The organism is Nocardioides sp. Z30_9, from assembly GCF_058215735.1.
In genome coordinates this window covers 23561-36845 of record NZ_JBZAJF010000001.1, presented here as the reverse complement: position 1 = coordinate 36845, position 13285 = coordinate 23561, and the positions used below count along the sequence as shown (strand labels likewise).

Annotated in this window: 11 protein-coding genes; 5 read left to right on the top strand and 6 right to left on the bottom strand. The window is 70.5% G+C overall.

The window, feature by feature from the left end:
- Window positions 1-204 (bottom strand): hypothetical protein, encoded by a 204-nt coding sequence (locus tag AC4BGB_RS00205; RefSeq protein WP_490543946.1) that lies wholly within the window; start codon window positions 202-204, stop codon window positions 1-3.
- Window positions 205-368: 164 nt separating this feature from the next.
- Here AC4BGB_RS00205 and AC4BGB_RS00200 point away from each other — a divergent pair, with 164 nt between their 5' ends.
- Entirely contained in the window at window positions 369-1238 is an 870-nt protein-coding gene (locus AC4BGB_RS00200; protein WP_490543945.1) for a universal stress protein, read from the top strand.
- Between the two features lie 60 nt (window positions 1239-1298).
- Here the strand turns inward: AC4BGB_RS00200 and AC4BGB_RS00195 are convergent, their stop codons facing one another.
- Complete coding sequence (locus tag AC4BGB_RS00195; RefSeq protein WP_490543944.1) at window positions 1299-2729, bottom strand: MDR family MFS transporter; 1431 nt, start codon at window positions 2727-2729, stop codon at window positions 1299-1301.
- A gap of 81 nt (window positions 2730-2810) precedes the next feature.
- On the opposite strand from AC4BGB_RS00195, the gene AC4BGB_RS00190 reads away from it, so the two are divergent.
- A complete protein-coding gene (locus AC4BGB_RS00190; protein ID WP_490543943.1) occupies window positions 2811-3422 on the top strand; it encodes a TetR/AcrR family transcriptional regulator in 612 nt (203 codons plus the stop codon).
- 4 nt (window positions 3423-3426) lie between these two features.
- On the opposite strand, the gene AC4BGB_RS00185 is transcribed toward AC4BGB_RS00190, so the two are convergent.
- Together AC4BGB_RS00185 and AC4BGB_RS00180 are read right to left on the bottom strand one after the other, a co-directional pair.
- A complete protein-coding gene (locus AC4BGB_RS00185) occupies window positions 3427-5043 on the bottom strand; it encodes an APC family permease (protein ID WP_490543942.1) in 1617 nt (538 codons plus the stop codon).
- Between the two features lie 31 nt (window positions 5044-5074).
- Window positions 5075-6142 (bottom strand): DUF2776 family protein, encoded by a 1068-nt coding sequence (locus AC4BGB_RS00180; RefSeq protein WP_490543941.1) that lies wholly within the window; start codon window positions 6140-6142, stop codon window positions 5075-5077.
- 202 nt (window positions 6143-6344) lie between these two features.
- Here AC4BGB_RS00180 and gadC point away from each other — a divergent pair, with 202 nt between their 5' ends.
- From gadC to AC4BGB_RS00165, 3 genes are all read left to right on the top strand, one after another.
- A complete protein-coding gene (gadC, locus tag AC4BGB_RS00175) occupies window positions 6345-7817 on the top strand; it encodes a glutamate/gamma-aminobutyrate antiporter GadC (protein ID WP_490543940.1) in 1473 nt (490 codons plus the stop codon).
- A gap of 5 nt (window positions 7818-7822) precedes the next feature.
- A complete protein-coding gene (locus AC4BGB_RS00170; RefSeq protein ID WP_490543939.1) occupies window positions 7823-8257 on the top strand; it encodes a hypothetical protein in 435 nt (144 codons plus the stop codon).
- A gap of 74 nt (window positions 8258-8331) precedes the next feature.
- Complete coding sequence (locus tag AC4BGB_RS00165; protein WP_490543938.1) at window positions 8332-8682, top strand: carboxymuconolactone decarboxylase family protein; 351 nt, start codon at window positions 8332-8334, stop codon at window positions 8680-8682.
- Here AC4BGB_RS00165 and AC4BGB_RS00160 read toward each other — a convergent pair.
- Both AC4BGB_RS00160 and AC4BGB_RS00155 read right to left on the bottom strand, forming a co-directional pair.
- Window positions 8677-10935, bottom strand: coding sequence for a helix-turn-helix transcriptional regulator (locus tag AC4BGB_RS00160; protein WP_490543937.1), 2259 nt, complete (start codon window positions 10933-10935; stop codon window positions 8677-8679). The two genes, AC4BGB_RS00165 and AC4BGB_RS00160, sit on opposite strands and share 6 nt — an antisense overlap.
- Window positions 10936-10982: 47 nt before the next feature.
- Entirely contained in the window at window positions 10983-13229 is a 2247-nt protein-coding gene (locus tag AC4BGB_RS00155; RefSeq protein WP_490543936.1) for an LLM class flavin-dependent oxidoreductase, read from the bottom strand.
- Between the last annotated feature and the right edge of the window lie 56 nt (window positions 13230-13285).

The following is a 13285-nucleotide window of genomic DNA, read 5'->3' as shown; positions in this document are numbered from 1 at the left end:
CTACTCGGACGGCTTCGGGACCCGGCACTCCACCTTCGGGTTCACCCCGGCGTAGTTCAACGGGCCCGCCACCACCGTCAGCGCGGTGTCGCCCACCTTCTTGCAGTCGACCTCAGCCTTGTCGGTGAAGTAGTCGCGCTGGTAGGCGGCGAACACGCCGATCAGCAACCACACCACCACGATGATCCCGATCAGACGGCCCATCTCGTGCTCCTCGCTCAGGGGTTCGGAACCAAGATGGTGCAACCACCGCCTGGAGGGAAGCCCCCACAGCGTCGAGATGTCCTCCGTCGGCTTCCGGGGGTCCGTCGGCCCTCCCCTCGCTGGGGGAGATCCGCGACACTGGAGGAGGCCAGGAAGGAAGTCCCATGGACACTCAGACAACCGCCGCGCGCCTCGTCGTCGGGATCGACGCGACCCCCGCCAGCACCAGGGGGGTCACCTACGCCGCCCTGGAGGCGGCTCGCCGCGGAGCCGAGCTGGAGATCGTGCACGCCACCCCCGGGTACGGCGACCTCCGCGGCGACATCCCGCTGATCGACGACGCCACCTTGTCGAGCTACGGGCACACCCTGCTCGAGAAGGCCGCCGCCGCGGCCCGGGAAGCGGCCCCGGACCTCGCCGTACGCACCCGGCTGCTCTCGGGCACCCCCGTGACCACGCTGGTGTCCAGCGCCGAGCAGTCGCTGATGGTGGTGCTCGGCGCGGAGCGCCGCTCCTTCGTGGGCCGGCTCTGGACCGGCGACGTGGTCGGCGGCGTCGCCGCCCGAGCCACCTGCCCGGTCGTGGTGGTGGCTCCTGAGTGGGCGCCCGGCAAGGACCTGGGCCGAGTCGTGGTCGGGCTCAAGTCGGTCGACACCGCCGCGCCGCTGCTCGCCGGGGGGCTCGCGGCAGCAGGCCACAGCGGCGCCGAGTTGGTCGTCCTGCACGCCTGGAAGCTGCAGTCCGGGTACGACGACATGATCGCCGCTCGAGCCAGCGCCGACCAGTACGAGGCCCGGGCCAAGGAGCTGATCACACCCGTGGTCGACGAGCTGCGCCGCGACTACCCCGAGGTGGCGGTGCGCATCGAGGTCGTGCACGCGCAGCCGGCCCTCGCCCTGGTCAACGCCTCCTCCGGAGCGGACCGGCTGCTGCTGGCCCGGCCGACCCACGGCGGCCGTGTGCACCACCTCGGAGCCGTGAGCCGCGCCGTCCTCCACGAGTCACGGTGCCCGGTGGAGATCGTCCCTTCCTAGGCGCCGGAGGCGGCAGGGCCCGTCAGTCCTGGGCTCCCGCCGGTTGGGCCTCCGGCCCGGTCAGTCGACGGCCTTCTGCCCACGCACCAGCAGCGCGACCAGCACCGCCGCCGCGGAGATGACGCCGCCGTAGAAGACGGCCGCGTGTATCCCGGCGGCGGTGGCGTCGACCACCGAGGCGCCCGCCTCGATGTCGGCCACCGAGCGCTGCGTCATCACGGTCACGAACAGCGCGGTGCCGGCAGCGCCGGCGACCTGCTGGATCGTCGAGATGGTGGCGCTGCCGTGCGAGTAGAGGTGGTGCGGAAGTGAGCCGAGCGCCGCGGTGAGCAGCGGGGTGAACATCAACGCGAGGCCGATGCTCATCAGCACGTGGATGCTCACGACCGTCCCCTGCGTCGTGCTGGTGTCCAGGGTGGACATCAACCACAGCGCCACCGAGGTGACGGCGGCACCCGGTGCGACCAGCGGCCGGGGACCGAACCTGTCGAAGAGCCGTCCGACGAACGGCGCCAGCAGACCCATCACCAGACCACCGGGCAGGAGCACCAGGCCCGTGTCGAGGGTGCTCAGGCCGAGCACCGACTGCAGGTAGATCGGCAGCAGGATCAGCGTGCCGAAGAGCGCGATCATGCTCACCGCGATCAGTGCGGCCGCGATCGTGAACGTGCTGTTCGCGAACGTGCGCAGGTCCAGCAGGGCGCGCTCGCGCAGGGACAGCTGGCGCGCGACGAAGAGCACCAGGGCGACCGCGCCCACGCTCAGCGGCAGCCAGGACGGAACCGGGGTGTCGCCCGCGGCTGCCTCGCCGAGGCTGCTCAGCCCGTAGATCAGGCCGCCGAAGGCCAGCGCCGACAGCACCACCGAGACGACGTCGATCGGTACGTCGACGGGCTCGGTCACGTTGCGCACCCAGGCCGTGCCCAGCGCCAGCGAGAGCAGGGCGATCGGCAGCACCAGCCAGAACATCCAGCGCCAGTCGAGCTGGTCGAGGATGATGCCCGAGATCGTCGGCCCGATGGCCGGGGCCACCGAGATCACGATGGAGACCGTGCCCATCATCCGGCCGCGCCGCGAGGGCGGGACGAGGTTGAGGATGGTCGTCATCAGCAGCGGCATCATCAGCGCCGTACCCACTGCCTGCACCACGCGCGCCGCGACCAGCACGGCGAAGGTCGGCGCGAGCGCGGCCAGCAGGGTGCCCACGGCGAACGAGACCATCGCGGCCATGAACACCCGCCGCAGCGGGAAGCGGGCGAGCAGGAACCCGGTCACCGGGATCACCACCGCCATCGTGAGCAGGAAGGCGGTGGTCAGCCACTGGGCGGTGGTCGCGGGTACGTCGAACTCCCGCATCAGCTCCGGCAACGCGACGCTCATGATGGTCTCGTTGAGGATCACCACGAACGCGGAGCCGACGAGCAGCGCGATCAGGCGTGCCGTCCGGTCGGTGCCCCGTGCCGGTGGTGCGGAGGTGGTGCTGGTCGTCACTGTGCTCCTCGTGAGTCGAGTGTTTGCTGGCAGTGACTGTCAACACGGCGGCGAACGCCGGCATTCCCTAGAATGGGCCTCGTGACCGACGCCACCCCCGGCCTCCAGGAGCGCCGCCGTCGCCAGACGGCGCGCGAGATCGGCGACGCCGCGCTGCGGCTCTTCGAGGAGCACGGCGTCGACGGCACCACCGTCGACGACATCGCCGAGGCCGCCGGCGTCTCTCCCCGCACGGTGTTCCGCTACTTCCCCACCAAGGAGCGCGCCGCCCTGCTCCCGCAGCAGGAGCTCGAGGACAGGGTCGAGGAGATGCTCGACTCCCTGCGGGCCGACACTGCTCTGCTCCCCCAGCTCGAGGGCGTGTGGCGCGAGATCCTCACCAGCTTCGACGACGGCCGCAGCGAGGCCGGGCAGCAGATGCTCCGGCTGCGACGGCTGATGTGCACCGAGCCGGCTCTGCACCTCGCCGTCCTCGGGATGGACGAGGAGCGGGTCGAGGGCCTGGCAACCCGTCTCGTCGCGCTACTCGGTGCCGACGACGACCTCGAGGTGCGACTGGTGGTCGCCACCGGCTCGGCGGTCGTGCGCACCGCCCTCGACCGGTGGGCGACGGACCGGGAGTCGGGTCGCTCCAGCGACCTCGTCGCGACCTACGACGACGCCTGCCGGCGGCTGCGCTCGATAGTGGCCTGACGCGTCAGCCGCCCCGGACAGGCCGGACCTCCGGGACCGTGGCGACCTTCGCCGCAGCGACGGCCGCGGGCAGGGCCGAGCGCAGGCCCCACTCGAAGAACACCAGCGCGAAGACGGTGACCAGGAGCATGTCGATCCCGTTGGGCAGCACGTCGCGGCCACCTCCGAACCTGCCCAGGAAGCACAGCACCAGCACGCCTGCGTAGTAGGGCCCCAGCCAGGCGAGCGATCCCAACGCCAGCGAGTGGCGCAGCTGCGGCTCGCGGACGACGCGCCACACGAGCACCACGACACCGACAGCGATCGGGATGGTCAGCTTGATCATCGTCTCCCACCCGGTCCAGTAGATGATCAGGGTGATCACGACGAAGGCGACCCGTGAAAGCACCGACGCCGAGTGGAGCCGGAACGGCCGGGCCCGGTCAGGGACCTGCCGGCGCAGTGCGAGGACCGTGACCGGCCCGAGGCACATCGACAGCACGATGGCGCCGGAGTTGAAGGAGAGCAGCTCCGACCACCCGTCGCGGAACGCGAGCAGCAGCACCAGCCCGACCGCGAAGTTCAGCACCATCGCGCGCATCGGAACGCCGTGCCGGTTGAAGACCGACAGGGCGCGCGGGAAGAGACCGTTCTGGGCGACCGCCACCGCGAGCCGACCGGTGGAGGCCGTGGAGACCAGGCCCGCGCCGAACGGCCCGAGCACGGCGTCGGCCACCACGAGCTTGGCCAGCGCCGCCATCCCCAGGCCGGTGAGGAGAGCCGCGAGCGGCCCGTTCACCCCGCCCTTGTCCAGGCCGGCCCAGCCGCCGCCGAGGTTCTCGGGATTGACCGCGCCGACGAAGCCGAGCTGGAGGAGGGTGAACAGCACGATGCAGATGAGGATGCCCCCGACCAGGGCCACCGGGATCGTCACCTGCGGCCGGCGGGCCTCACCGGCGAGGTCCAGCGCGTGCCGGAACCCCAGGAACGCGAACACGACACCGCCGGTGGTGATGGCGCTCAGCACCCCGGTCATCCCTTCCGGAGCGAACCCGGTCTCGCGGATGGGTGCGGTGGAGAAGTTGGTGAGCAGTGCGCCCGCGATGACCACCGGGATGATCACCTTCACCCAGGTGAGCGCGCTGTTGACCCGGGTGAACAGCGCCACGCCGAACGCGTTCAGCCCGGTGAAGGCGATCAGCACGACGGCGGCCGCCACCACCCCCGGCAGGCTCAGCGGACTCTCTCCGCTCGAGGAGGCCTCGGCGACGAAGAGCCAGTCGAAGGCCGGCTCGTTGCTGACGTACTCGAGCATGGCCTGGGTCTCGATCGGCGCGGCGGTCACGTAGCCCACCCACGCCACCCAGCCGATGGCGATGCCCACCCCCTTGCCGTGGCTGAAGGTGGGCAACAGGCCGAGGCCCCCGACCACCGGCAGCATCGCGGAGATCTCGGCATAGACCAGTGCGACCGTGATCAGCATCAGACCTGCGATCGGCCACGCGATGATGGCGGCAGGTCCGGCCTGCTGCGCCGCGAACAGCGGGGCGAACAGCACTCCGGACCCGACCACGCCGCCGACCGCGACGAAGGTCAACCCCAGCGTGCCAACCGAACGGTTGGGGGCTTGCGGCTCGTCCATCCCTGACAACCTCTCGTCCTTGGTCCGCGCCTCAGTCCTGGCCCGATGACGTACCGCTCTCGAGGATCGAGACGATCGAGTAGAGCGTGAAGCAGACCGCACCCAGCCCGACCAGCACGTGTGCGGCGATGAAGACGTTGGTGTCGGTGAACGCAGCCTGAAACACGAACGCCGCCAGGAACAGGCAGCTGAGAGCCGTCACGATCGGGATCAGGGGCACCCGGTTGGCCAGGCTGAACGTACGACGCCACACCAGCGCGAGCAGGCCGACCTTGCTGAGAATGCTGAAGCAGACCAGCCCCAGGCCGATCAGCACGAACCCGGGAGTTCGGTAGTAGGGCTCCCTGTCCAGCCACAGCAGCACGATCCCCCAGACCATGCCGGCGGCGCCCATCGCGATCACCAACCACGACCACATCACCCGGTCGCGGAAACCGTAGGAGTTCTGGACCTGACGCAGGATGCTCCACACCAGCCCGATCAGGCTGGTGCAGATCATCGCGAGGCCGGCGACCACGTGCCCCACCGTGAACCTGCTCGGCGAGGTGGTCGCGAACAGGTTCGCAAACGCGAACACCCACGCGACCGCCGCGAGGAGCACCGGGATGGCGGCGAGAACGGCGACGGCACCTCGGGAGAACGCCTCCTTGGGCGGGGTCCGGTCCCCCGCCGGCTTGGCGGAGTTGACGGGGATCAGGCTGAACTTGGTGGAGGCGGCCGCGACGGTGGCCACGCAGCCACAGATCAGGCCGAGCCCGAGGACGACGTGCCCGGCGACGTACTCGGGGTTCTGGCCGCTGCCCGAGACGCCGGCGAACACGGAGATGCCGTACGCCGCCGCGGTGATCCCCGCCAGGTAGCCGAGCGCGGGGTAGAGCACCTTGTCGACGGCGTTGAAGCGTCCGATCAGCTGCCGGATGATCGTGGCGGCGGTGCAGAACAGGCACAGGCAGATCGCGCCCAGGAACGTGACCACCCGCCCGGCCACGAAGTTGCCCGGCGCATCACCTGCGTTCCAGACGTAGACCCCGAACCCGACGCACACGCCCATCATCGCCAGCGGGATGGCCCGGAAGATGACACTGACCCAGTAGTTCACGACAGCACCACCTCGGTGCGTTGACGGTCGGGCTGCGCTGCTGAGGCCCTGGCCGGGCGGCCCGCTCCACCGGCCCTTTCCAGTAGAGCACGGCGTACCAGCCGTCCTGCTGCCTGCGCTGAATCATTGATTCTGAGTGATGTCCGACGCAGCAGGGCCTTCTAGCGTCGAAGATTCACGGCAACCATCGAAAGGTATTGAGATGGCTACTCGGGACGACGGTCAGCAGCCCCAGGCTGCGCAGAGCTCGGCGCCCAAGCGCGCGTACATCAGCTGGACCTCGATGGCCATCCTGATCGCCACGGCGGTGGCCAGCGTCCGTGGGCTGCCGGCGATGGCCGCCTACGACTGGGCGTCGATCTTCCTCTACGTGCTCCCCGCGATCCTGTTCATGGTGCCGGTGGCCCTGGTCGCCGCCGAGCTCGCGAGCGGTTGGAAGGGCGGCGTCTTCGTCTGGGTCAAGGAGGCGTACGGCGACCGCATCGGCTTCTTCGCGATCTGGCAGCAGTGGATGCAGAACGTGGCGTGGTACCCCGCACAGCTCGCGTTCTTCGCCTCCGCACTTGCCTACGTCTTCGACCCGGGCCTGGCGAACTCGGGCCTGTTCACCGGCCTGGTGATCCTCATCGTGTACTGGTTCTCGACCCTGATCGCGACCCGGGGCGTCGACGCCTTCGCCAAGGTGGGGACCTGGGGGTTCATCGTCGGCACGATCGTCCCGGCCGCTGCCCTGATCATCTTCGCCTTCATCTACTGGCAGGACGGCGGCACCTCGCACCTCCCGGCAGTCTCGGACGCGGAGTGGTTCCCGAAGTTCACCGGACTGGCCAGCATCGTGCTCATCGTGAGCAACTTCCTCTCCTACGCCGGCATGGAGATGAACGCGGTCCACGTCACCGAGATGCGCCGTCCCAGTGTCGGCTTCCCGAAGGCGATCGTGCTCTCGGTCGTGCTCATCCTGTTCGTCTTCATCCTGCCCACGCTGGCCATCTCCGTCGGCGTCCCGAAGTCCGGGGTCAACCTCACCCAGGGGGTGCTCCAGGCCTTCGACGTCTTCTTCAAGCACCTCGGGATGCCCTGGGGAACGGTGGTGATGTCCCTGCTGATCGTGATCGGAATCCTTGCCTCCGTGGTCACCTGGATCCCCGGACCCAGCAAGGGCCTGCTCCTCGTGGGCAAGGAGGGCTACCTGCCTCCGCGCCTGCAGGGCACCAACAGCCGCGGGATGCAGGTACCGATCATGATGGTGCAGGGGTTGATCGTCACCGCCATGGCGGTCCTGTTCGCGGTGCTGCCGTCGGTGCAGTCGGTGTTCTGGATCTTGACCGCGATGGCCGTGCAGCTCTACCTGCTGATGTACATGGTGATGTTCCTGGCGGCCATGCGGTTGCGGCGTACGCACCCCGATGTGCCGCGCGGCTTCCGGACGCCGGCGATGCCGGTGATCGGGTCGATCGGGTTCCTCGCGAGCCTCGCCGCCTTCCTGCTCGGGTTCGTGGAGCCCTCGGGGAACGCGGACGCGACACCCCAGGGCGTCTACGTCCTCATCCTCGTGGCCGGCATCGTCCTCCTCGGCGTGTGGCCGTTCGTCCTGTACAAGCTGCGCAAGCCGGAGTGGAAGATCGAGACCTCCCCGGACAACACCCATTCCGACGCACCGGTCAAGGAGGCCTGAGTTCGATGACGACGAAGCGATCACGCGCGGCCCGTCCCGCAGCACTCCGGATGGCAGCCATGGCCGTGGGGGTGGCTCTGGGCCTCTCCGCCTGCAGCGCGGGTGGGGCCGCGAGCGGCCCCGACAGCGCCCGAGCCAAGAGCCTGGCCCAACAGCTCAACCGGAACCTGACCGACGCCGGACTTCCCAAGCTCGACGTCGAGACGGCGACCACCCTTTACGGCACCGACGGCGGAGTGAGCTGTGAGAACGCCGGAGAGCTCCAGCACCAGCTGTCGCTGTTCCAGTTCGGCAACAACTCCAACAACCTGCGACGAGTGGTGATGGACCCGAGCCTCATCGCCTACGACCTCGCCGTCATCGAGACCTATTGCCCCAACAAGCTCGACTCGTTCCAGGAGCTCGTCGCGGAGCTCGAGACCGAGGAGACCATCCAGTAGGGCGATCAGCATCAGGCAGGCGTCCCAAGCACACACCGACCCCGGCGCACCTGTGCGCGAGACGAGACTCAGGCATGGATCACAGCGAGCGGCTCCACCGGCTGGCGCTCACCCAGGTGGCGCAGCTGGAGAGGGCGCCCGGCGACGCAGACAGCTGGCTCGTCCCGAACCTGGACCCGAAGACCACCGCCCTGGTGCGGCTCGGTGCTCTCGTGACGATGGGTGGTGGCGGTGTGAGCGCCTACGGGACACTCACCGACGGTGCGCTGAGCGCTGGGGCGAGCCTCGACGAGATCGTCGACGTCCTCCTCGTCCTGCTGCCGCTGATCGGCCCGGTGCGCGTGTCGACCGCCGCCACGAACGTGGCCCTGGCGCTGGGGGACGACATCGACGACCTGCCGGACGGCTGGTCACGCCCGTCATGACGCCGCTTCCTGCCCGAGCAGGCCGAGCGAGGTCGCCTGCTGGACCGCCTCGCCCCGCGAGGTGACGCCGAGCTTGCGGTAGATCGCCGAGACCTCGGAGGCGACGGTGTTTCGCGAGACGTGCAGCCGCTGCGCGATGTCGGTGATCCTGAGGTGCGTCTGCAGGTACGGCAGCAGGCGCAGCTCTGCGGGTGTGAGCGGCACGTCGTGGCGGACGCTGCGGGTGGTCGCGGCTACGGTCGTCTCTCGGAAGGCGGTGACCTCGTCGACCAGGGTCCCGAGTCGTGGACGACGACGCAGGACGTCGTCGATCTCGCGCAGGAGGTGGCGGGCGCTGCTGTGGTCGCCACGGGTCCAGTACACCCTTGCCAGCTGGAGGCGGCCCCTGGCGGCGAGGCATGGATGCACGAACGTGGCCCCCGGACGGGCCCGCATGGCGCGAGTGAGCAAATGATCGGCGTCCACGAGGTCGCCCTGGTGCACCGCCAGACGGGCCGCGGCCGCGAGCGGGAGCAGGCTGATCGCGTAGTCCTCCATCAAGTGCTCGTCCAACAACCTCAGCGCGACGTCCACATGCGCTGTCGCCTCGGCCCACCGTCCGTCGTCCATGGCGATGAGGGCCAGACCGGACTCGCTGAGCACGACCGCGTCAGCACTCCCCAAGGCGAGTCCGGTCGCAGTCGCCTCCTCCAACGCCGTCGTGGCCCGGGCAGGCGCGCCGGCGAGCAGGTGTGCCTCGGCCAGGACACACAGAGCGGTGGCACGCCACGGGCTCCACGGCGTCTCCGCGGCCACCGCGGAGGTCGCGTCGGCCATCATCTGCTCGGGGCCCTCGGCGCACATCATGGCGCGCAGAATCGAGCGCGAGGACGCGAACGACGCTTCCCCTTGCCTCGGTGCAAGGTCGTGTGCAGCGTCGGCCGCCACGGCGGCCCAACGCTGGGCGGCGAGCGGCTCCCCCACCGACGCGGCGACCCAGCCGGCGAGCACGACGAGGGGTGGGTTGGCCGCGATCGTGGAGTCACCGAGCGCACGCAGCCATCGCTGCACCGTGGAGACGTGCCCCGCGGCGTACGTCGGCTGCACGAGCTCTGCGACCAGCTGCGCACACCTGTCGCGCTCCTCGGTGTCCAGGAGGCACTCCACCGCCAGGGCCGGTGCGTCGTGCGACTGGAACCAGTCCCCAGCCCGCACGTGCAGCTTCTCGATCATCTCCGAGTCATGCTGGCGCACCTCTCCCAGCAGGAAGTCCCGGAACAGGGAGTGGTAGCGGTACCACTCCCTGCGCCGGTCAAGGGCGACGACGAACGAGTTCGAGCCTGCGAGGGCGCGCAACCGGTCCTGGGAGTCCGACTCCTCCAGGACGGCGTCGCACAACGGGCCGTGCAGCTGGTCGAGGAAGGCGGTACGCCGCAGGAACCGCTGGGTCGCCGGATCGAGGCGGTGGAAGACCTCGCGCTGCAGGTAGTCGGCGATGTAGTGGTCGTTCCCGGTGACGTCGCACTCCCGCTCTCGCCCGTCACGTTCGATCAGGGCAGCCAGATGCAGGCCCGCCGGCCAGCCCTCGGTCAGCTCCGTCACCTCCAGGGCGCGCTCGTGGGTGACCTCGACGCGCGCCGCCGCGAAGATGCGCTCCGCAGCACTCGCGTCCAGGGCGAGGTCGGTCGCGGTGAGCTCGAGGGCGTCCCCGTGGGCGCGCAGGCGAGGAAGGTGTGGTTGGGCGTGACGGCTGGCGGTCACGACCTGGGAGCCCGGCGGGATCGCCGACAGCACGACGTCGAGGACGTCGTGACACTGCGGTGAGCTGAGCTCGTGCAGGTCGTCGAGCAGCAGCACGAACGGCGCCGGAGCCTGGCTGAATGCACGCTTGAGGCGCGGGGCTCCCCGTCCGAGCGCAGCAGTGCCCAGCCCGGTCATGGCTGCGGCCAGGCCGGCCTGTTCGGGGAGGGCGCGCTCGAAGGCCGAGGCGAGCAGGAAGAGCAGGGCGTTCGGGTCGTCGTCGTGCGCGTCGAACGAGATCCACCCGACCCCGCGCCTTTCGCGCCGGGCCCATTCGGCCAGCAGCGTCGACTTCCCGTAGCCGGCGGCTGCGGTGACCCCGACCACGGCGACCCCGCAGTCCCTGGTCGTGTCCGTCAGCGTCGCCCGGCTGACCAGCCCCGGACGTGGCTCGGGAACCGACAGCTTGACGTCCAGGAGGACGTCGTCGAGTCCGACTCCCGGCCGACTGGACCTGCGGGGGCTGCCTGCCACCCTTTCAACTGTAGGCAGCACGGCCCAACGGAGAGGGTGCGGAGAAGTCAGGCGGCGGAGCCCTCCTCGACGTCGGCCGGGGCGATGAAGAAGTTGTCGCGGAACAGGCCCGTGGGGTCGTAGCGGCCCTTGAGCTGACGCAGCCTCGCGAGGTGGGCGGGTGGGAAGGCCCGCTCGATCCACTGCGGTCCGGTGCCGGTCTCGAAGCTGAGGTAGCTGCCGGACAGGTGCGGGACGAGCCGCTCCCAGGCCGCGTCGAAGGCCGAGCTGGCGCCGAAGGCCGAGAGCGAGAACGCGGCGCTGCGACCGGCGTACGCCGTGGCCTCGCTCGGCACCTCGGACACGGCGCCGCCGACCGCGCGGATCGAGAAGTAGTAGGAGGTGCCCGCGTCGAGCAGGTCTGCGACCTCCGTCGCGAGCTCGGCAGAGAGGTGGTCGGCCAGGCCGGAGTGGATGTGCGGCTCACTCCGACCGCGCTGAGGCTCGTCGCTGCTGAACAGCCCCATCAGCTGGTCATAGGTGGCCAGCGCGACCTGCTGCTGCACCAGCGGCGCGATCTCGGCGATCGGCTGCAGGCGCTCGACGACGGTGTCGGGGTCCTCGGAGTCCACGACCAGCATCGCCTGGGCGATCCGCTTCCCGTCCCGTCGAGCGCCGAGGATCACCTGGCCGGTGACGCTGCGGTCGGCGGACTCGATCTCCCGACCCCACCGCTCCAGGAAGGTCGCCGTGTCGTCGGCGTCGAAGGCGAGCTGGGCGAACGCGATCGTGCCGACCCGGGCAGCGGTGAGCTCGAAGGAGGTGGCAATGCCGAAGTTGGCCCCGGCGCCGCGCACGCCCCAGAACAGGTCGGGCTCCTGGTCGGCGCTGGTGCGCACGATGCGCCCGTCGGCCAGGACCATCTCGACCGCGGTCAGGTGGTCGATGGTCAGGCCGTGGCTGCGCGCGAACCACCCGACCCCACCGGCGGTCGCGAGCCCGCCGACACCCACGCCGCCGTAGTCGCCGCTGCTGATCGCGAGCCCGTACGGCGCGAGCGTGCGGGCCACGTCGACCCACCGGGCGCCGGGGCCGAGGCGGACCCGTCCGGTCTCGGCGTCGAGCACCTCGACGGTGTCGAGAGCACTGACGTCGATGACCAGCCCGCCGCGGTTGAGGGAACGGCCGGAGACGCCGTGCCCGGCACTGAGGACGCCGAGCGGCAGCTCGCGGTGCTCACGCGCGACGGCGACCGCGCTCTGCACCTCGGCGACCGTCCGCGGCCGCAGCGCGAGACCGGGGGCACCGCCGCGGAGGTAGCTCGAGGTGTAGCGCGCGTACCCCGGGTCCCCCGGCTCGACGGCGCGCTCGGCCAGCTCGGGCGGCAGCTCGTCGTACCCGATGCCGGGGAGCCGCTTGGCCAGGGCCGAGGCGCCACGGGCCCGGCCGACACGCTCGCGCACCCCGGAGCTCTCGCGTCCCTCGGCGACGCGCTCGCGCAGCTCGCCGGTCCTCGCGGCGAAGCGCCGCAGGCCGTCCTCGTCGTCGCCGATCACGATGAAGGTGCTGACGCCGTCCTCGAGGGCCAGGCGCACCAGCTCGTCGGTGTCCGTGTCCGGGGGGATGTTGAGCAGCCGCACGACCTCCGCGGGGTCCCGGCCGGCCTCCCGGGCGGCCTCGTCGATCACCGCCATGCCGCGCTGCAGGTCGCCGGGCTGGAGGTAGGGCAGCGAGGGCAGCCAGCCGTCGGCCGCGCGGCCGATCAGGCGCAGCATCCGCGGCTTGAGCGCGCCCAGCCAGATCGGCACGTCGTGCGCGGGCGCCGGGCCGCGCTTGGCGCCGCGGACCCGGTGGTACGCGCCGTCGACGGCGAGCATCGATCGGTCCGAGGTGTCCCAGATGCCGCGGATGACGGTGATCGCCTCCGCCAGGGCGTCCACCGCCTCCCCGGGGGTCCGCCGGGTGCCGCCGTAGGCCTCGATCGCGTCCCAGAACCCGCCGGCGCCCAGTCCCAGCGCGGCCCGGCCACCGGAGAGCAGGTCGAGGCTGGCAACCGACTTCGCCAGCACGGCGGGCGGGCGCAGCGGCAGGTTGAGCACGTTGCCGGCCAGGTGGATCCGCTCGGTGCGGGCGGCGGCGTACGAAATCAGCGTCCAGGTGTCCAGGAAGGACGGCTGGTAGGGATGGTCCTGGAACGTCGCGAGGTCGAGGCCGAGCTCCTCGCTGAGCACTGCGAGCTCGACGGGCCGTTGCGGCGAGCCGGCCGTCGGCGTGATGAAGGATCCGAAGCGCAAGGTGTGACCGTAGTCGGGCATGACGCCAGCATGCGTCGTACGCCGACGAAGCGCCAACCACGCGTAAGTAGGTTACG